The organism is Xanthobacter sp. DMC47, assembly GCF_056313845.1.
The window spans coordinates 690,768-708,195 of record NZ_JBQUZM010000004.1; the positions used below are offsets into that span (position 1 = coordinate 690,768).

A 17,428-nucleotide genomic window follows, 5' to 3' on the forward strand; every position below is an offset into this window, starting at 1 on the left:
GAGCCGCCTTGTACCAAGGCTCACCGCGCTGTCAAACCTGCCCCATCCCGCCGCGTCAAGGCGGGCATGGCACCGCCGGCCGCGCTGCATCGTCGCGGCGACGCAAGATCGCGCTTTGAACACGGTGCACCGCAACATCACGCTCGCGCCTCGGTTGCGGGTTGCCTCCTCATGGCGCCGCATTCATGTTGACAGACTGGAAAGAGCGGCGTTCCGCCGCCCGTCCGACTCGGCTAAAGTCTGCCCATGTACGCGCTGAAGCAACGCCCGCCGCTGCAGGACGCCCCCATCGAGGGGGCGACGCGGCGCCTCCATGCCGCGCTCGACGCGCTGACCGATGCCATCGATCGCCGGCGCGAGGCCGATCGCCACCAGGAGGCGCTGCTGGCCCAGCTTCACGCCCTCGGCAACGACCGCGCCCGCCTCGCTGCCGAGCTGGACGTGGCCCAGGCGGAGGCCGGCGAAGTGGAAGAGGCGGGGCGCGAGATCATCCGCCGCCTCGACGTGGCCATGAGCACCATTCGCGACGTGCTCGCGACCCACGGCGGCTGAGGCGATGCCGCACGTCTCCGTCACCATCGCGGGCCGGCAATACAGGATGGCCTGTGACGAGGGGCAGGAGGAGCACCTCATCCGCCTCGCCCGGGACATCGATGACCGCATCACGCAATTGCGCGGCGCTTTCGGCGAGATCGGCGACCAGCGCCTGGTCGTCATGGCCGCCATCACCATCGCGGACGAGCTGGCCTCGGCGCGCGGCCGCATCCGGGCTCTGGAAAGCGATATCGAAAGCCAGCGTGACGCCCGCGCCTCCGCCATGGCCCGCATCGAAGCCAGCGAGGAGGAAGTGGCCCGCACCATCGACGCCGTGGCCGAACGCATCGAGCGCCTCGTTGCGGAACTCGCCCCGAAGGAACGCGGAACGGTGGGGATGGGCTGAAGCCACAGGTCGAAGGGGCTGGCGCACCGCACCTTTCGTCCCTACATTGGCATTGCGGGGCTGCGGGGCTCGTTAGGAGACATTTCCCCGGGGCCTTATCGATCCTTAAGGGAGCTGTCCCTGACCTCGCCTCCGGGCTTGGACATATGGCGCCCACCTACGTTGTAGGTTTCCCGGGATCGACCTCCGACGGCTTTTGTGGCTCCGCACGTCTTCCTGTCATCGATACGCTTCAAACGACATGGCCTCTGAAGATGCGGCCGGCGAAAGTCTGGCCGCCGAGAAGAAGCGCCTGCGCCTCCTGGCCCTCGGACGGCGCGCGGCCATGGGCGAGGACGCCCGCAGGGCGGCCTCCGATCGCGCGGCACAGCACGCCATTGCCGCGCTCGGCACCGTGGACGGCCTGACCGTCTCTCTCTTCTGCGCCTTCCGCGACGAAATCGACACCGCCCCGCTCGCCGAGGCGCTGCGCGCCCGAGGCGCGCGCCTCGCCCTGCCCGTCATTCTCGGTCGCAACCGGCCGCTGCTGTTCCGGCTGTGGCACGCCGGCGATGAACTGGTGCCGGCTGGGGCCTTCCGCATTCCCGAGCCGCCCCTTCATGCCGAGGAGGTGGTGCCCGACGTTCTGATGGTGCCGCTCGCCGCGTTCGACCGGCGCGGCTACCGGATCGGATACGGTGCCGGCTTCTATGATCGCACGCTTGCGCTGCTGCGCGCCCGGCGTCCCGTGCGGGCGCTGGGATATGCCTTTGCGTGCCAGCAGGTGGACGCGGTTCCGGTCGAGCCCCATGACGAGCCGGTGGACATGATGATAACGGAGATGGAAGCTTGCAGCCTGATGGCACGACCCTGACGCCTGCCCGCTGCCCCTCGTCTCTGCCCGCCGGAAGAGTTCATGCGCATTCTGTTTCTTGGCGATGTGGTCGGCCGCTCGGGCCGTGACTGCGTCGCGTCCCACCTGCCGGGCCTCGTCGCCCAATGGTCTCTCGACCTTGTTGTGGTGAACGGCGAGAACGCCGCCGGCGGCTTCGGCATCACCGAGGCGATCTATGACGACCTGCGCACTGCCGGCGCCGACGCCATCACCCTCGGCAACCACGCCTTCGACCAGCGCGAGGCCCTTGTGTTCATCGAGCGGGCCCCGGCCCTGGTGCGGCCGCTGAACTATCCGCCCGGCACGCCCGGCCGCGGCGCGGCGCTGGTGGAAGCGCGCAACGGCGCGCGGGTGCTGGTGGTGAACGTCATGGGCCGCATCTTCATGGACCCGCTGGACGACCCCTTCGCCGGCCTCGACCGGGCGCTGGACGGTGCCACCCTGGGCGAGATGGTGGATGCCATCGTGGTGGACGTTCACGCCGAGACCACCAGCGAGAAGCAGGCCATCGGCCATTTCTGCGACGGCCGCGCCTCCCTCGTGGTCGGCACTCACACCCATGTGCCCACCGCCGATTACCGTATCCTCTCCGGCGGCACCGCCTACATGACGGATGCAGGCATGTGCGGCGCCTATGACGGCGTGATCGGCATGGACAAGGAGGAGCCGCTGCGCCGCTTCACCCGCAAGCTCGCCTCCGGCCGGTTCGAGCCGGCGTCGGGCCCCGCGGCGCTGTCCGGCGTCGCGGTGGAGACGGACGACCGGACGGGCCTTGCGGTGAAGGTCGCGGCCGTGCGCCTCGGCGCCGGGCTGGAGCCGTCGCGTCCGACCTTCTGGGACTGACGCCCTCCCTGCCCTTGCGGCAGGGAAAGCGCGGTCGCGCCATGCTGCACCCGCTTCCTTGCCCTTTTCCCTTCGGCCCGCCTATAAGGCCGGCTCCAGTCAACAGGATCGGTCCGGGCGGCGCCGCTTGCGCGGGGCGCGGGACGGGTCCGCACAACGGGACGGTGGCGGCCATGGCCGGGCATTCACAATTCAAGAACATCATGCACCGCAAGGGGCGGCAGGACGCGATGCGCTCCAAGCTGTTCTCCAAGCTGGCGCGCGAAATCACGGTCTCGGCCAAGATGGGCCTGCCGGATCCCAACATGAACGCGCGCCTGCGCGCCGCCATTCTCGCGGCCCGCGCGGAAAACATGCCCAAGGACAATATCGACCGGGCCATCAAGAAGGCGGCCGGGGCGGACACCGAGAATTACGACGAGATTCGCTACGAGGGCTACGGCCCGGGCGGCGTCGCGGTGATCGTCGAGGCGCTGACCGACAACCGCAACCGCACCGCCTCGGAAGTGCGGTCCTACTTCACCAAGTCGGGCGGAAACCTCGCCGAGACCGGCGCGGTGTCCTTCATGTTCGACCGGGTGGGGCGGATCGAGTACGCCGCCAGCAAGGCGGACGCCGATACCATGATGGAAGCGGCCATCGAGGCCGGCGCTGACGACGTGACCTCCAGCGAGGAGGGTCATGAGGTGATCTGCGCGGCAGACAATTTGGCCGAGGTGCAGCGGGCGCTGGAGCAGAAGTTCGGCGAGCCGAACAAGGCGGCGCTGATCTGGCGGCCGCAGAACACCGTCGCGGTGGATGACGAGACCGGCGAAAAGCTCATGCGCCTCGTCGAAACCCTTGAGGACAATGACGACGTCCAGACCGTCACCGCCAATTTCGAGCTGTCCGACGCCTTGCTGGCGAAGCTGAGCGCCTGATTCGGAGACAATACCCGAAGTGAGCGCCCGGCTCGGCCGGGCGGCTCGCATTCAGGTTTCGCGAGAGGCGGCCTCACCGCCTCTCTTCGGCCTCAGGCGGCGAACGCCGTGGCCATGGATTTCAGCTCGGCGATGGCGGTGTCGATCTCGCCGCGCTGACGCTCAAGCTGGGCGATCTGCGACAGGCAGCGATCGCGCGACAGGGACAGCTCGCTCTCGCCACCCTCGTGGGCCGCGACCAGCGCCCGGATTTCCGCCAGGGTGAAGCCGAGGTGCTTGCCCTTCAGGATCACCGCCAGACGCTTGCGATCGGCCTCGGAATAAAGCCGGGTCATACCGTCGCGACGGGGCGAGATGAGGCCCTTGTCCTCATAGAAGCGCAGCGCGCGCAGGGTGATCCCGAATTCGCGGGAAAGGTCGCCGATGGTGAAGACCACGCCCTCACGGTAGCTCTCGCCAGCCACAGGAGCCTGCGGCGGGATGACGGAGCCTAGCCCCTGGTCGAACGACTTCTCGAACGTGTTGGCGTCCATGCCTCTATTCCCCTTATCGCGATCCTGTCCATGACGCGGACGGATGACCTGTGGCGGCCTGTCGTGAGTGCAGCGCCCCCCAACGCACCAAGTGCGCTTCCCCAGGGCGGAACCGGCTGTCTCGGGCGGGCCGGATATGACCAGACCCGACCGGAGGTGCCGCTGCGCCACTATGCCTACCGTTGTGCTGGCGGCATGGGGAGGTTCCGAGGGATACCGTAGGGGAAAGTAACAGTTACAAGCTCATAAAATCAGATGGTTATGAGAAGCATGCGATTTCGATAATGGCCAAGGCCAGGCTTCGCGAGGTTGCCGCAGCGGAGGGTGAAGCAGATGTTCGGGGCACGTTAGGGAGGGCTACGTGACCGGGAAGGGACCCGCCGGCGTCAGTCCCGGCAGAGGGCAACCGTGATTCGCGCCGTTCGGCGATCGCCTCGGCCCGGCGTTCCCTCCCATTCAGCGCTCCCGCACCGCAGCGGCGATGATTAACCGGCGATTTACCTTGATCCCAAATTCTGTGCTGAGGACATCACCGAATCGGGGCATGGTACTTTGACACCTCAAGGTCGTCCGTTCGCCCCGCGGGAGGCCGGAATGGAGCGTTTTGAGCGCACGGCCCGGACGCGCACAGGCTCCGAAGCCCACCTAGGCTTCGAGACTTATGCGCAGGCCGATCAGACGGACGTCCCCGCCTGGGACGTGTTCGATCTTCCCGCTTCGGCGATCGAAGCCCTGCGCGGGGAAATCGGCGTTCTGCGCGAGCGTCTGGCGACGGCGGCTCCGAAGCGGGCGGTCACCGAGATGGACCGCGCCATCACCCTTCTGTCCCGACGGGTCGACGACCTGCGCGAAGCGGGAGCGACCCGGGACGGATCGGACCAGTTCATCCTCGACGAGCTGGCATCCATCCGCGACAGCCTCGACCATGTGAGCCGGAACGAGCGGGTCGGCGAGCGGTTCAAGGTGGTCGAATCGGGCATCGACGCCCTCGGCCGAAAGATCGACCTTCTGGGCGCCCGGGCCGTGGACCCGGTGGAGGTCGCCCGGCTGCAGAGCCAGATGAGCGAAATGCGCGAACTGGTGCATCGCCTCGTCACCGGTGGGCCGGGGCAGGATGCCATGGCGCAGCTCGCCCAGCGTCTCGGCGCCTGCGCAGGGGAAGTTGCCCTAGCAGGCGAGCAGGCCGCGCGTCGCCTCACCGAGGCGGCCGGCGATTTCGAGCGCAATGCCGATGCCCTGCTCCGGCGCATCGCGGAGGTCCAGGCCCGCGGCCGTGCGGGGGACGCAGAAGCGACCGAGCACTTGCGCGCCTCCCTTCTTGATTCTCTCAATGGCGTTCATGCCCGCCTCGATCGGATGTCGGGCCAGATCGCCGATCAGGCGACAAGCATTTCGCCCGCCCTCGGCCTCGAAATCTCCCAGCGGCTCGGCGCGCTTGCGGCGCGGCTCGCCGCGGCGGAAGAGAGCGGCCGGTCGGCGAGCCCTCTCGTCGACGCCATGGAACGCCACCTGTCCGGCCTGTCGGAGCAGTTGCGCCAGGCCCATGATCGGCTCGATCGGCTCGACGACATCGAAACGGGTCTCCGCCGCCTCAGCGAGGAAGTCCGCAACGTCCGCGAGGATACCCGCTCGGTTGCCGGCGAGGCCGCCGCGGCGGTGGCCGCCAAGGTCTCGGACAACCCGGATGGCGCCGCCGTCCTCGGGCTGAAGCGCGGCCTCGCCGCCCTCGAAGCCCGCCAGGACGAAATGGAGCGTCGGGCCGGCGATTTCTACGTGAGCGAGCTTGAGCAGCAGCTCGACAGCATCTCCGTGGCCCTTGCACAGGACGGTGACGGCACCTACGCACCGCGCGCCCCTCGGGCCGCTCCGGCGCAGGCCGGCGAGTACCAGGAAGAGGCGTACCAGGAAGCCCCCTACCCGCAGGCCGCCTATCCGGAGGAACCTCATTATGAGGAAGCTCCCCGCCAGCACGCCGCCCATCAGGAGCCGGAGCACCACGCGGCTCCCCAGCCGCAGCCTCGTGCACCGGCGGACGTCGCCGATGCCGATCCGCTCGATAGCGCCCTGCGCGCCGCAGCGAGCGAGGTTCCCTGGCCACGCACCAACCGCCGTGTCGACTGGGGCACACCGCCCGCCGTGGGAGCCGACGCCAACGAGGAGCGCCCGCGCGTGGAGAAGCGCGCCCGCAAGCCGGAGAAGGTTCGCGAGCGCCGCCCTCATGCGCCGGGAATCCTGGCCAGCCTGTTCGCACGGCGCCGTCACATTGCCATGGTGGCGCTGATTGCCGGGGCGACCACCGTCTTCACCGGTCTCAGCGTCGGCATGGCCGTGCGCAACGGCCCTGAGCTTTTGACCAGCCTGACGCAAACCCTGCGCCGGCTCGCCGCGCCCGCCGTTGCCGGCGTGACGCCGACCGAGCTGCCGCCGGCCATTGGCCCGTCCGCCTTGCAGACCGCCGCCCGCGACGGCGATCCCGCCGCCGCCTTCCTCGTGGCCGGCCGCTATGCGGAAGGCCGCGGCACCGACGTCGATCTCGATGCCGCCACCAAGTGGCTCGGCTATGCGGTGCAGCGCGGGTCCGCCCCCGCCGCGCTGAGGCTCGGCGCACTCTATGAGTCGGCCGGCAAGGACATGGGCGAGGCACGTCGCTTCTATACCTGGGCCGCCGAACAGGGGAACGTGCGCGCCATGCACGCGCTCGCCATGCTGCTGTCCGAAGGCACCCTGCCGGGCCTCAACGGAAAGCCGGACTGGTCCGGCGCACTCAAGTGGTTCCGCACCGCCGCCGACCTCGGCCATCGCGACAGCCAGTACAATCTCGGTGTGATCTATGCCCGCGGCCTCGGCGTAAGCGCCGACGCAACGGAAGCCTGGAAGTGGCTCGACCTCGCCGCTCGCCAGGGCGACGAGGACAGCGCCCGCAAGCGCGACATCCTGAGCCGAGACGCCGATCCCGCCGTGCTGGCCAAGGCCCAGCAGGCCTCCGCCGCTTTCGTTCCCGCGACGCCGGTTGCCGCCGCCAACGTCGTGACCATCAAGCCGGAATGGCAGGAGCAGGCCCCGGACGTGGTGGCAAGCGCCGCCCCGGCCAAGTCCGAGGCGGCCGCCAAGGCCGGCACGCGGGTCGCAAGCTCCTCCGGCACCACGCGCTGAGGCTGAGGGGATGCCGGTTCCCGGCCTCCCCTTTCCCCGGTCCGCCCGCTGGCGCACCTTCCCCCCATGGACCTGAACGCGATTCGCATCCTCGGCCTTGATCCCGGCCTGCGCCGCACGGGCTGGGGCGTCATCGACGTCCTCGGCTCGCGGCTCTCCTTCGTCGCCTGCGGGACCATCCTTCCGCCCGAGACGGGTGAGATGGCCGAGCGGCTGGCCTTTCTGCATCGGGGTCTAGTGGACGTACTCCTGCGCTTCGCCCCGGCCGAGGCGGCGGTGGAGGAGACGTTCGTGAACATGAACCCGTCATCGACCCTGAAGCTCGGCCAGGCGCGCGGCGTGGTAATGCTCGCCCCGGCGCAGATGGGTCTTCCAGTCGCCGAATACGCGCCGCTGCTGGTGAAGAAGAGCGTGGTGGGCGCGGGCCGGGCGGAAAAGGCTCAGGTGCGGATGATGATCGGCATCCTACTGCCCAAGGCGACACCCGAGACCGACGATGCCGCCGACGCCCTCGCCATCGCCATTACCCATGCGCATCATCGTGGCGCGGCTGCGCGTGCGCGCGCGGCGCTGTAAACTCCCCGGCGACCTCGGGGGATGTTCGCCATGATCTATGGACAGCTGGCGCTCGTGACGGCGGCCGTCTTCACCGGCGCCGCCTTCTATATCAATGCGGTGGAGCAGCCGGCGCGGCTCATGCTACCGGACGGTGCGGCGCTCGCCCAATGGAAGCCGGCCTATCGGCGCGGCTTCGCCATGCAGGCAACGCTGGCCCTGGCCGGTGCCCTTCTGGGGGCCGCCGCGTTTGCCACGGACAACGATTGGCGCTGGCTCGGCGGCGCGGTGCTGATGCTCGCCAACTGGCCGTTCACTTTGGTCGGCATCATGCCCACCAACCGGGCGCTCATGGGCGCGCGGGAAGAAGAGGCCGGGCCGCACACGCGCCGGCTCATCGCCAACTGGGGCCAGTTGCACATGGTCCGAACCGGTCTCGGCGCCCTCGCCACCTTCGTCTTTTTCACCGCAGCCACGGGCTGAAGGGTCGCACATGATCGGGAAGCTCAAGGGTGTGGTGGACGAACTCGGCGAGGACCACGCCATCATCGACGTGCACGGCGTGGGCTACCTCGTCCACTGCTCCGGCCGCACGCTCTCCGCTTTGCCACGGACCGGCGAGGCGGCGGCGCTGTTCATCGAGACCCATGTGCGGGAGGACGCGATCCGCCTCTTCGGCTTCGCCTCGGCGGCGGAGCGGGACTGGTTCCGCCTGCTGCAGGGTGTGCAGGGCATCGGCACCAAGACCGCGCTGGCAGTGCTCTCCACGCTCAGCGCGTCCGAACTGACGCAGGCCATCGCGCTGGGTGACAAGACGACCGTCGCGCGCGCCCCGGGCGTCGGGCCTCGCGTCGCCACGCGCATCGTGACCGAGCTGAAGGACAAGATGCCAGGCTTCGGCGCGGGCTCCGTTTCCCTCGCCGACATCGGCGGCGCCCCGGCGGCGGCCCCAGTCGCCGGCGGTGCGGCAGCGGATGCGGTGTCGGCCCTGGTCAATCTCGGCTATGGCGCGCCCCAGGCCAACACGGCAATTGCCGCCGCCCTGCGATCGGCCGGAGAGGATGCCAAGACGGAGACTCTGATCCGCCTCGGGCTCAAGGAACTGGCCAAATAGCGCGGCTCAGGGCATCCGCGAGGCGATCTTCAGTTCTTCGCCATCCACGGTGAAGGTGCCGTAGCCGCGATGGTGAACGGTGCGCGGGGCCTTCTGCGCCCCATCGCGCCACGCCTTCACCACTTCCAGGACGAAGAGATTGAAGCGGTTCACGAGCCGCGTCTCGACCACACGGCATTCCAGATTGGCGAAGCATTCCGCCACCAGGGGCGCCTGAACCAGCGCCGCCGCAACGGGCGTGAGCCCGACGGCGGCGAACTTGTCCATTTCCTCGCCGGAGCAATTGCCCACGGCCACCACCTTCTCCGCGAGGTCCACGGCGGGAATGGCGATGACGCATTCCTTGGTGGCGCGCAGCGCCCTGAAGCTGAAGTCGGCGGACGAGACGACGCAGGCGATGAGCGGCGGGGTGAATTCCACCATCATGTGCCAGGACATGGCCATGACGTTGGCCCGCCCCCGCGCCGCCGTCGTGAGCAGGACCACCGGCCCCGGCTCGATCAGCTTGTAGACCTCCGCGAGCGGAAGCTCCTTCATGGCACGGCCCATGGCGACCTCCTGAGCTGGAACTGGCAGGCTTTCACACACGACATGCGGCCGCATTAATCCAGATCACGCGCGGCGCGTCCGTTCCCCTTCCGTACCCGGCCGGCAGGCACTACAGTCGCGCGAGTCGCTGGTCCCGAGGCGCGCAAGGCTCTCGTCATGAACACCCGCCTCCTCTCGGGCGAAAAGCGCGGCGATGATGCCGCCGATTCCACCCTGCGCCCGCAGCTCCTGTCGGAGTTCGTGGGCCAGGCGCAGGCGCGCGCCAATCTGGAAATCTTCATCAAGGCGGCGCGGGCGCGCGGCGAGGCGCTGGACCACGTGCTGTTCGTGGGGCCGCCCGGCCTCGGCAAGACCACGCTGGCGCAGATCATGTCGCGGGAGATGGGGGTCGGATTCCGCTCCACCTCCGGCCCGGTGATCGCCAAGGCGGGCGATCTTGCCGCCATTCTCACCAATCTCGAAGAGCGCGACGTGCTCTTCATCGACGAGATTCACCGCCTCTCCCCCGCCGTGGAGGAGATCCTCTATCCGGCCATGGAGGATTACGAGCTCGACCTCGTGATCGGCGAGGGGCCGGCCGCCCGTTCGGTGAAGATCTCGCTGCCGAAGTTCACGCTGGTGGGCGCCACCACCCGCTCCGGCCTGCTGACAACGCCGCTGCGCGACCGCTTCGGCATTCCCGTGCGCCTCCAGTTCTACACGGTGGAAGAGCTGGAGAAGATCGTGGTGCGCGGGGCGCGGGTGATGGGCATCGCCATCGCCCCCGACGGCGCCACCGAGATCGCCCGCCGCGCGCGCGGCACTCCGCGCATCGCCGGCCGGCTACTGCGGCGGGTCCGCGATTTCGCGCTGGTGGCGGAGGCGGAGCGGATCGACCGCAAGATCGCCGACCGCGCCCTACTCGCCTTGGAAGTGGATGCCGCCGGCCTCGACGCCATGGACCGGCGCTATCTGACGGTAATCGCCGAGTTCTACGGCGGCGGGCCGGTGGGCGTGGATACGCTCGCCGCCGCTCTGTCCGAGCCGCGCGACGCCATCGAGGAGATCGTCGAGCCCTTCCTGGTGCAGCAGGGTTTCATCCAGCGCACGCCACGCGGGCGGATGCTGACCGGTGCCGCCTTCCGGCATCTCGGGCTTGCGGAGCCGCCCTCCGTCAAGCAAATGCCGCTCTTCGACGAAGGCGATTGACGAACGAGTCGACGGCGGCCCGCGCGGAATGTAAAGCACATTGACATGAGCTGGACCCGGAACGGCGAAACGCGCTCCTACCATCATGGCAACCTGCGGGAAGCCCTGATGCAGGCCGCGCTCGACCTCGTGGCGGAGAAGGGCGTCGCCGGCTTCACTTTCGCCGAGGCAGCCCGCCGCGCGGGGGTGAGCCCCGCCGCCCCTTACCGCCATTTTCGCGACCGGGACGAATTGCTCGCAGCCGTTGCCACCGCAGGGTTCGAGCGGCTGACCGAGACTTTGCAGGCGGCGTGGCAGGGCGGGCGCCCCAAGGCTTCGGAAGCGTTCGAGCGGGTCGGCCGCGCCTATCTCGCCTTCGCCCGAAGCCGCCCGGCGGAGTATGTGGCGATGTTTGAATCCGGCCTCTCCCCCGACCGTCACGAGGGTTTGAAGCAGGCCGGCGACAAGGCCTTCGGGGCCCTGCGCGAGGCCGCCGAAGTTCTGGTCTCTCACATTCCCGGGCCCGGCCGCCCGCCGGCGCTGATGGTGGCGCTGCACACCTGGTCCCTCGCCCATGGCATCGCCTCGCTGTTTGGCCGCGCGGACGGCGGCCGGCGCAAGCTGCCCATGGACCCGGACGACCTTCTTGAGGCCGGATTCCTTGTCTATCTGAAGGGCCTCGGCGCGCCCGACGCGTAAGGCGCCGCGGGCGTGCCATTGACAAAAGAACGGCTCACCCCTATCTATGTGAATGTTATTTACATTAACCGGGAACGACAGCCATGGAGCTCGCTTACAAGCTCGACAGCTACGGTAAACCGGCGTGGATCGCGCTCACGGTACTGGGCTTCATGGCCTGGTGGCCGTTGGGCCTCGCCATCCTCGCCTTCGCCATCGGCAGCGGACGGTTCGGATGCGGCAAGCGCAGCTTCGCCCGCTGGCAGGAACAGGGAGGAGACAAGATGAAGGGTTTCGGATGCTGGACCCGCTCCGCCCCCTCCAGCGGCAACCGCGCGTTCGATGAATATCGCCAGGACACGCTGCGCCGCCTCGAGGAGGAGCAGAACGAGTTCCGCGACTTCCTCGACCGCCTGCGCCAGGCCAAGGACAAGGCCGAGTTCGACCAGTTCATGGCCGAGCGCCGCCACCGCGCCGACGAGCCGCAGCCCGACACGTCCAACAACGGCTGACCGCCGCTGACGGACGCCGGCGGATGATGCCGGCGGGACTGTCGGTACGGTTGCCAACGCCCCCCAGGTTCCGTGCCGGCCGAACCGCGCCCTTTGTTCACAAGGGGCGCGGTCTCGTTTATGGGAGGGCGCCATGATCGAGCGTCCGACCCCCTCCCCGTCCGACAAGAACCTCCACCTCGCGGGCCGCCTCATTCCCGGCGGCCATGCGCTGGACGTCCGCGTCTACTACGAGGACACGGATTTCTCCGGCATCGTCTATCACGCCAACTACCTGCGCTTCATGGAGCGCGGCCGCTCCGACTACATGCGGCTCCTGGGCGTGGTGCAGGGCGAACTGTTCGCCCAGGCCGCCGAGGAAGCCCCCGGCTTCCACTTCGTCGTGCGCGCCATGCAGATCGACTTCCTGAAGCCCGCGCGCATCGACGACGTGCTCCAGATCGTGACCCTCTCCAAGGATGTGGCGGGCGCCTCTATCACTCTGCTGCAGCAGGTGAAGCGCGGCGACGAGCTGCTGGTGTCCGCCACCGTGCGGGTGGCCTTCGTCTCCGAGGGCCGCGCCAAGCGCATCCCCGATTCCCTGCGGCAGGCGACCCTCGCCGACGCCCGCGAGGCGGAGGCGCTCGGCGAAATTCGCCGCTGACGCTTGGGAAGACGCGACTTTCGTACCGCCACGGCCCTGCGCTAACGCAGCATTAAGCGTGTTCATGCACAGCTTCATCCGGCTGCGGCGCTTTCGCACCGCAGCGCAGACCGGCACGCCCGTCAAAGTTTGGACAGTTTCGCCCGTTCAAAGGGCCGGCGAACTTTGAATGCGACGTCCGGTGCTCGAAACCCGCGCGGCTTCAAGCCGAAGCGGGAGCCGGATGCTCCGGGCGGGCACACCCCTCCCGAGCGCAGAAGCGGTTGCCTCAATGAGCGCCGCGGAGCCGAGGATGATTGATGTGACGAGCCGCACCGGCACCGTTTCCCGCCTGACGCCGGCGATCGCCACGGCGGCGGGCCTTCTTCTGCTCGGTACCCTGCCCGCGCTCGCCCAGGATCCGATCGGCGCTGCGGTACCCCCGCCGGCCGACTTCTCCTTCCTCGGCCTGTTCCTTCAAGCCCACATCGTGGTCAAGCTGGTGATGATCGGCCTGATCGTCTCCTCGGTCTGGGTCTGGGCGATCATCATCAACAAATGGATGCTGTTCTCGCGCAACAAGCGCGAGATGGACCGCTTCGAGCAGGTGTTCTGGTCGGGCCAGAGCCTCGAAGACCTCTACCGGACCTTGGCCGGGCGCTCCAACCACGGCATGGCAGCCATCTTCGTCGCCGCCATGCGCGAATGGAAACGCACCTACGAGGGCGGCGCCCGCTCCCTCGCCGGCCTCAACCAGCGCATCGACAAGGTGATGAACGTCACCATCGCCCGCGAGGTGGAGCGGCTGGAGACGGGTTTGCTGGTGCTGGCCACCGTCGGCTCGGCCGGCCCGTTCGTCGGGCTGTTCGGCACGGTCTGGGGTATCATGACCTCGTTCCAGTCCATCGCCGCGTCCAAGAACACCTCGCTCGCCGTGGTGGCGCCGGGCATTGCGGAGGCGTTGTTCGCGACCGCGATGGGCCTCATTGCCGCCATCCCCGCGACGATTTTCTACAACAAGTTCATCTCCCAGACCGGGCGTCAGGCCCAGCGGCTGGAGGGTTTCGCGGACGAGTTCTCCGCCATCCTCTCGCGCCAGATCGACGAGCGGGGCTGAACCATGGGCATGTCAGGCGGAGGGGCGGCAGGATGGCAGAGCCGGCGCTCGCGCCGGCGCGCCGCCCCGGTCATGGCCGAAATCAACGTGACGCCCATGGTGGACGTCATGCTGGTGCTACTCATCATCTTCATGGTGGCGGCGCCGCTGCTGACGGTGGGCGTGCCCATCGACCTGCCGCAGACGCAGGCGAGCGCGGTGAACCAGGACAACAAGGAGCCGATCACCCTCTCGGTGCGGCCCAACGGCCAGATCTATCTCGGCGACAGCGAGATCAAGTACGAAGATCTGGTCTCGAAGTTGCAAGCGGTGACGCAGGCGCGCGGCGGCTTTGAAGAGCGCATCTTCGTGCGCGGCGACAAGAACGCCAATTACGGACAGATCATGAGGGTCATGGGCCGCCTTTCGGGGGCGGGTTTCAAGAAGGTGGCACTGGTCACCGAAGTTGAGCAGGGGGGCTGAACCATCAATCCCATGCGCAGCAGCCTCGCGGCATCGACGGCGCTCCATGTGGGCGTGCTCGCTTTGACCCTGGTGTCCTTCTCCGGGGTGAAGACGCTTGACCCGATGACCGAGACGGTGCCGGTGGATGTGATCTCGGCCTCCGACTACACCAAGCTCACCCGCGGCCTCACCAGCGGCCAGAAGACCGAAAAGCCCAAGCAGGTGGCCGAGAAGGTCGCTCCGCCCACGCCGGTGGAAGACCCCAAGCTCAAGGCCTCCGAGAAGCCGCCGGTGGAGGCCACCACCCCTCCCCCGCCGCCCCCGCCGCCGCCACCCCAGAAGGCGGAGCAGCCGACGCAGCAGAAGGCTGAGCCGGCGCCGCCGCCCAAGGAGACGGCGGAGGTCGCCCTCAAGTCCGAGCCTAAGAAGCAGGAGCAGCCGCAGGATCAGGCGAAGGCGGAGGCCGCCCCGCCGCTGCCGCCGAAGAAGCCTGCGCCGCCGCGCGAACAGCCGAAGCCCATCGAGGCCAACACGCCGACGCGCGACTTCAACACCGACCAGATCAAGCAGCTCATCGACAAGCGCACGCCCACCCGCCAGGTGGCGAGCGCGGGCGAGATATCGAACACCTCCTCCATCGGCGTGCCGAGCGGGCAGGCCGCGACGCTGAGCGTGAGCGAGATCGACGCCTTCAAGCGCCGGCTGCGCGATTGCTGGACCGAGATTCCCGGCAACCTGAACGCGCCGACGCTGGTGGACGTGGATATCTATTTCAACCAGGACGGCACGCTCTCGGCGGCTCCGCGGGTGGTTCCGGGGCAGTCCGGCGCCTCGAACCCCACCTTCCAGAACGTGGCGAGCATCGGCGTGCGCGCCATCACCCAGTGCCAGCCCTACAAGATGTTCCGGCCTGAGAAATATGCCCAGTGGAAGACCCTCGGCATCACCCTCAGCGACAAGATGTTCAGCCAATAGCAGGGCCGGCGCCCCCGGTTCGCCGGCAGGCGGCGCCGCCCGGCCCCAAGAGAACGAGGATAAAATGACGCGGTCCGGACGCCCGGAAGTCTCCCAGCGCCCACATGATGACGTTCACGCCGGCCCCTCCCCGGCCGACGGTGGGATCGCGCGCGGCCTTGCTGGAGGCCTTGGCCGCCGCGCCTTCCTGATGACGGGAATGGCCGCCGGTGCCGCCGGGATGCTGCACGCCGGATTCGGCCCGGCCCATGCGCAGGCGGCGCGCATCGAAATCACCCCCGGTGCCTTCAAGCCTATTCCCATCGCCATCACCGACCTGCTCGGCGAGCCGGAGCTGGGGCGCAACATCTCCGGCGTCATCACCTCGGATCTGCGCCGCTGCGGCCTGTTCGCGCCCATCGATCCGAAGGCGTTCGTCGAGCAGATCACCAATCCCGATACGCCCCGCTTCCAGGACTGGCGTGTCATCAACGCCCAGGCCCTGCTCACCGGCCGCGTCACGCGGCAGGCGGACGGACGGGTGCAGGTGGTGTTCCGCCTGTGGGATGTGTTCGCCGGCCAGCAGCTCGCCGCCCAGCAGTTCGTGGCCCAGCCGGAGAACTGGCGTCGCATCGCCCACATCGTCGCCGACGCCATCTATGAGAAGATGACCGGCGAGAAGGGCTATTTCGACACCCGCATCGTCTTCGTGGACGAGAGCGGGCCGAAGGAACGCCGCATCAAGCGCCTCGCCATCATGGACCAGGACGGCGCCAACGTGAGCTACCTCACGCGCGGCGACAGCCTGGTTCTGACCCCGCGCTTCTCGCCCACCAGCCAGGAAATCACCTACATGTCCTACGGGCAGGGTGATCCCCGGGTGTTCCTGCTCAACATTGAGACCGGCCAGCGGGAAATCGTCGGCAACTTCCCCGGCATGAGCTTCGCGCCGCGTTTCGCGCCGGATGGCCAGAAGGTCATCATGAGCCTCCAGCAGGGCGGCAACTCGAACATCTTCGTCATGGACCTGCGCTCGCGCGCCACCACCCGCCTCACCGACACGGCGGCCATTGATACCGCCCCCTGCTATTCGCCGGACGGGCGGCAGATCTGCTTCGAGAGCGACCGTGGCGGTACCTCGCAGATCTATGTGATGAACGCGGACGGCTCCGGCGCCAAGCGCATCTCTTTCGGAAACGCCCGCTATTCGACGCCGGTCTGGTCTCCGAAGGGCGACTGGATCGCCTACACCCGGCAGGCGGAAGGCCGCTTCGCCATCGGCGTCATGCGCACCGACGGCTCCGGTGAGCGTGTGCTGACAGAGGGTTATCACAACGAAGGGCCGACCTTCTGCCCCAACGGCCGCGTGCTCATGTTCTTCCGCGATCCGGGCGGCGCCTCCGGCCCCTCGCTCTATACCGTGGACGTGACTGGCTACAATGAGCAGCGCCTGCCCACCCCGAGCTACGGCTCGGACCCGGCCTGGTCGCCGCTGCGTTCCTGAGCTTAACTAGCTACCTCCGGTTTCTGTCGGGGCGCGGCCGAACGCGCCTTGACGGGGGCAGCCAAGGCGGGCAAACGCAGGTTCAATCGCTTTCCCTGCCCGCTGCCCCGGCGCCGGGCGCGCCGGCTTTCGGCCTCACGTCAGGTTTTTCATGATCCGCTCGCCCCTCATCACCGTCATGGTCCAGGCCGTCCGCAAGGCCGGGCGCACGCTCGCCCGCGATTTCGGCGAGGTGGAGCAGCTTCAGGTCTCCATGAAGGGTCCCGGAGACTTCGTGTCCGCCGCCGACCGCAAGGCTGAGGACACCCTCTTCGCTGAACTGTCCCGCGCCCGGCCGAACTACGGCTTCCTGATGGAGGAGCGCGGCGCGGTCGAAGGATCGGATCCGGCCAACACCTGGGTGGTGGACCCCCTCGACGGCACAACCAATTTCCTGCACGGCATCCCGATCTTCTCCATCTCGCTGGCGCTGGTGCGCAACGGCGTGCCGGTGGCGGGCGTGATCTACAATCCAGTGAGTGACGAGCTTTACGTGGCCGAGAGCGGTCAGGGCGCCTATCTGAACGAGCGGCGCATCCGCGTCGCCGCGCGGCGCAAGCTCGCCGAGTGCGTTGTGTGCTGCGGTGTGCCCCACATGGGCCGGGGCGACCACGCCCAGTTCAACCGCGAACTTGAACTCGTACAGCCGCAGGTCTCGGGCATCCGCCGCACCGGCTCCGCCGCCATCGATCTCGCCTGGACCGCGGCCGGCCGCTTTGACGCCTTCTGGGAGCGCAACCTGTCGCCGTGGGACATGGCGGCGGGCATCATCCTGGTGCGCGAAGCGGGCGGCTATGTCTCGGACATGGACGACAACGACAAGATGCTGGACAACGGCCACATCGTCGCCGGCAACGAACTGATCCGCCGCGACCTGCAGAAGCTGCTGAAGAAGGCCTGAGGCGCGCGC

20 protein-coding genes and 1 other RNA gene are annotated in these 17,428 nt (G+C 68.3%); 19 read left to right on the forward strand and 2 right to left on the reverse strand.

Annotated features, from left to right (window positions below):
- Window positions 1–246 precede the first annotated feature (246 nt).
- The 6 genes from ACT54R_RS14965 to ACT54R_RS14990 all read left to right on the forward strand — a co-directional run bounded on the left by ACT54R_RS14965 (window position 247) and on the right by ACT54R_RS14990 (window position 3,577).
- Complete coding sequence (locus ACT54R_RS14965) at window positions 247–552, forward strand: DUF4164 domain-containing protein (protein ID WP_476327544.1); 306 nt, start codon at window positions 247–249, stop codon at window positions 550–552.
- 4 nt (window positions 553–556) lie between these two features.
- Window positions 557–940 carry a cell division protein ZapA gene (locus ACT54R_RS14970; protein WP_024279734.1) on the forward strand — a complete coding sequence of 128 codons (384 nt, stop codon included), beginning with the start codon at window positions 557–559 and terminating at the stop codon, window positions 938–940.
- Between the two features lie 54 nt (window positions 941–994).
- A non-coding RNA gene (gene ssrS / locus ACT54R_RS14975) (6S RNA) lies at window positions 995–1,149 on the forward strand.
- 32 nt (window positions 1,150–1,181) lie between these two features.
- Complete coding sequence (locus ACT54R_RS14980) at window positions 1,182–1,793, forward strand: 5-formyltetrahydrofolate cyclo-ligase (protein WP_476327546.1); 612 nt, start codon at window positions 1,182–1,184, stop codon at window positions 1,791–1,793.
- Between the two features lie 42 nt (window positions 1,794–1,835).
- Window positions 1,836–2,657 carry a TIGR00282 family metallophosphoesterase gene (locus tag ACT54R_RS14985; protein ID WP_476327548.1) on the forward strand — a complete coding sequence of 274 codons (822 nt, stop codon included), beginning with the start codon at window positions 1,836–1,838 and terminating at the stop codon, window positions 2,655–2,657.
- Window positions 2,658–2,830: 173 nt separating this feature from the next.
- Window positions 2,831–3,577 (forward strand): YebC/PmpR family DNA-binding transcriptional regulator, encoded by a 747-nt coding sequence (locus ACT54R_RS14990; protein ID WP_168457010.1) that lies wholly within the window; start codon window positions 2,831–2,833, stop codon window positions 3,575–3,577.
- A gap of 92 nt (window positions 3,578–3,669) precedes the next feature.
- On the opposite strand, the gene ACT54R_RS14995 is transcribed toward ACT54R_RS14990, so the two are convergent.
- A complete protein-coding gene (locus tag ACT54R_RS14995; protein ID WP_476327550.1) occupies window positions 3,670–4,110 on the reverse strand; it encodes a MerR family transcriptional regulator in 441 nt (146 codons plus the stop codon).
- Between the two features lie 594 nt (window positions 4,111–4,704).
- On the opposite strand from ACT54R_RS14995, the gene ACT54R_RS15000 reads away from it, so the two are divergent.
- The 4 genes from ACT54R_RS15000 to ruvA all read left to right on the forward strand — a co-directional run bounded on the left by ACT54R_RS15000 (window position 4,705) and on the right by ruvA (window position 8,932).
- Window positions 4,705–7,263, forward strand: coding sequence for a tetratricopeptide repeat protein (locus ACT54R_RS15000; RefSeq protein WP_476327552.1), 2,559 nt, complete (start codon window positions 4,705–4,707; stop codon window positions 7,261–7,263).
- 66 nt (window positions 7,264–7,329) lie between these two features.
- The gene (ruvC, locus tag ACT54R_RS15005) at window positions 7,330–7,839 is read left to right on the forward strand and encodes a crossover junction endodeoxyribonuclease RuvC (protein WP_476327554.1); all 510 of its coding nucleotides are present in this window, start codon (window positions 7,330–7,332) and stop codon (window positions 7,837–7,839) included.
- 30 nt (window positions 7,840–7,869) lie between these two features.
- On the forward strand, window positions 7,870–8,301 hold the full coding sequence (locus tag ACT54R_RS15010; protein WP_374250242.1) for an anthrone oxygenase family protein: 432 nt from the start codon (window positions 7,870–7,872) through the stop codon (window positions 8,299–8,301).
- 10 nt (window positions 8,302–8,311) lie between these two features.
- A complete protein-coding gene (gene ruvA, locus ACT54R_RS15015; protein WP_476327556.1) occupies window positions 8,312–8,932 on the forward strand; it encodes a Holliday junction branch migration protein RuvA in 621 nt (206 codons plus the stop codon).
- A gap of 6 nt (window positions 8,933–8,938) precedes the next feature.
- Here the strand turns inward: ruvA and ACT54R_RS15020 are convergent, their stop codons facing one another.
- Window positions 8,939–9,469: a flavin reductase family protein gene (locus tag ACT54R_RS15020; RefSeq protein ID WP_476329192.1), complete on the reverse strand. Its 531-nt coding sequence runs from the start codon at window positions 9,467–9,469 to the stop codon at window positions 8,939–8,941.
- A 168-nt stretch (window positions 9,470–9,637) separates the two neighbouring features.
- Here ACT54R_RS15020 and ruvB point away from each other — a divergent pair, with 168 nt between their 5' ends.
- From ruvB to ACT54R_RS15065, 9 genes are all read left to right on the forward strand, one after another.
- Window positions 9,638–10,669, forward strand: a complete 1,032-nt coding sequence (ruvB, locus tag ACT54R_RS15025) for a Holliday junction branch migration DNA helicase RuvB (RefSeq protein ID WP_029557872.1) — start codon at window positions 9,638–9,640, stop codon at window positions 10,667–10,669.
- Between the two features lie 45 nt (window positions 10,670–10,714).
- Window positions 10,715–11,347 (forward strand): TetR/AcrR family transcriptional regulator, encoded by a 633-nt coding sequence (locus ACT54R_RS15030; RefSeq protein ID WP_168456362.1) that lies wholly within the window; start codon window positions 10,715–10,717, stop codon window positions 11,345–11,347.
- 83 nt (window positions 11,348–11,430) lie between these two features.
- Window positions 11,431–11,838 carry a DUF2852 domain-containing protein gene (locus ACT54R_RS15035; RefSeq protein WP_476327558.1) on the forward strand — a complete coding sequence of 136 codons (408 nt, stop codon included), beginning with the start codon at window positions 11,431–11,433 and terminating at the stop codon, window positions 11,836–11,838.
- A 133-nt stretch (window positions 11,839–11,971) separates the two neighbouring features.
- On the forward strand, window positions 11,972–12,481 hold the full coding sequence (ybgC, locus tag ACT54R_RS15040; RefSeq protein WP_029557870.1) for a tol-pal system-associated acyl-CoA thioesterase: 510 nt from the start codon (window positions 11,972–11,974) through the stop codon (window positions 12,479–12,481).
- A gap of 292 nt (window positions 12,482–12,773) precedes the next feature.
- On the forward strand, window positions 12,774–13,577 hold the full coding sequence (gene tolQ, locus ACT54R_RS15045) for a protein TolQ (protein WP_476327560.1): 804 nt from the start codon (window positions 12,774–12,776) through the stop codon (window positions 13,575–13,577).
- Window positions 13,578–13,580: 3 nt separating this feature from the next.
- Window positions 13,581–14,039: a protein TolR gene (gene tolR / locus ACT54R_RS15050; protein ID WP_029557868.1), complete on the forward strand. Its 459-nt coding sequence runs from the start codon at window positions 13,581–13,583 to the stop codon at window positions 14,037–14,039.
- A gap of 12 nt (window positions 14,040–14,051) precedes the next feature.
- Window positions 14,052–14,996, forward strand: coding sequence for a hypothetical protein (locus tag ACT54R_RS15055; RefSeq protein WP_476327562.1), 945 nt, complete (start codon window positions 14,052–14,054; stop codon window positions 14,994–14,996).
- Between the two features lie 190 nt (window positions 14,997–15,186).
- The gene (gene tolB, locus ACT54R_RS15060) at window positions 15,187–16,479 is read left to right on the forward strand and encodes a Tol-Pal system beta propeller repeat protein TolB (protein ID WP_168457007.1); all 1,293 of its coding nucleotides are present in this window, start codon (window positions 15,187–15,189) and stop codon (window positions 16,477–16,479) included.
- Between the two features lie 151 nt (window positions 16,480–16,630).
- Window positions 16,631–17,419 carry an inositol monophosphatase family protein gene (locus tag ACT54R_RS15065; RefSeq protein ID WP_476327564.1) on the forward strand — a complete coding sequence of 263 codons (789 nt, stop codon included), beginning with the start codon at window positions 16,631–16,633 and terminating at the stop codon, window positions 17,417–17,419.
- Window positions 17,420–17,428: the final 9 nt, after the last annotated feature.

Coding starts and splice junctions, on each gene's coding strand:
- ruvC (WP_476327554.1), top strand. CDS start 7,330: ATGGACCTGAACGCGATTCGCATCCTCGGCCTTGATCCCGGCCTGCGC.
- ACT54R_RS15000 (WP_476327552.1), top strand. CDS start 4,705: ATGGAGCGTTTTGAGCGCACGGCCCGGACGCGCACAGGCTCCGAAGCC.
- tolR (WP_029557868.1), top strand. CDS start 13,581: ATGGGCATGTCAGGCGGAGGGGCGGCAGGATGGCAGAGCCGGCGCTCG.
- ACT54R_RS14985 (WP_476327548.1), top strand. CDS start 1,836: ATGCGCATTCTGTTTCTTGGCGATGTGGTCGGCCGCTCGGGCCGTGAC.
- ACT54R_RS15010 (WP_374250242.1), top strand. CDS start 7,870: ATGATCTATGGACAGCTGGCGCTCGTGACGGCGGCCGTCTTCACCGGC.
- ACT54R_RS14980 (WP_476327546.1), top strand. CDS start 1,182: ATGGCCTCTGAAGATGCGGCCGGCGAAAGTCTGGCCGCCGAGAAGAAG.
- ACT54R_RS14990 (WP_168457010.1), top strand. CDS start 2,831: ATGGCCGGGCATTCACAATTCAAGAACATCATGCACCGCAAGGGGCGG.
- ruvA (WP_476327556.1), top strand. CDS start 8,312: ATGATCGGGAAGCTCAAGGGTGTGGTGGACGAACTCGGCGAGGACCAC.
- tolQ (WP_476327560.1), top strand. CDS start 12,774: ATGATTGATGTGACGAGCCGCACCGGCACCGTTTCCCGCCTGACGCCG.
- ACT54R_RS15035 (WP_476327558.1), top strand. CDS start 11,431: ATGGAGCTCGCTTACAAGCTCGACAGCTACGGTAAACCGGCGTGGATC.
- ACT54R_RS14965 (WP_476327544.1), top strand. CDS start 247: ATGTACGCGCTGAAGCAACGCCCGCCGCTGCAGGACGCCCCCATCGAG.
- ACT54R_RS15055 (WP_476327562.1), top strand. CDS start 14,052: ATGCGCAGCAGCCTCGCGGCATCGACGGCGCTCCATGTGGGCGTGCTC.
- ACT54R_RS15030 (WP_168456362.1), top strand. CDS start 10,715: ATGAGCTGGACCCGGAACGGCGAAACGCGCTCCTACCATCATGGCAAC.
- ACT54R_RS14995 (WP_476327550.1), bottom strand. CDS start 4,110: ATGGACGCCAACACGTTCGAGAAGTCGTTCGACCAGGGGCTAGGCTCC.
- ACT54R_RS15065 (WP_476327564.1), top strand. CDS start 16,631: ATGATCCGCTCGCCCCTCATCACCGTCATGGTCCAGGCCGTCCGCAAG.
- ACT54R_RS15020 (WP_476329192.1), bottom strand. CDS start 9,469: ATGAAGGAGCTTCCGCTCGCGGAGGTCTACAAGCTGATCGAGCCGGGG.
- ACT54R_RS14970 (WP_024279734.1), top strand. CDS start 557: ATGCCGCACGTCTCCGTCACCATCGCGGGCCGGCAATACAGGATGGCC.
- ruvB (WP_029557872.1), top strand. CDS start 9,638: ATGAACACCCGCCTCCTCTCGGGCGAAAAGCGCGGCGATGATGCCGCC.
- tolB (WP_168457007.1), top strand. CDS start 15,187: ATGACGGGAATGGCCGCCGGTGCCGCCGGGATGCTGCACGCCGGATTC.
- ybgC (WP_029557870.1), top strand. CDS start 11,972: ATGATCGAGCGTCCGACCCCCTCCCCGTCCGACAAGAACCTCCACCTC.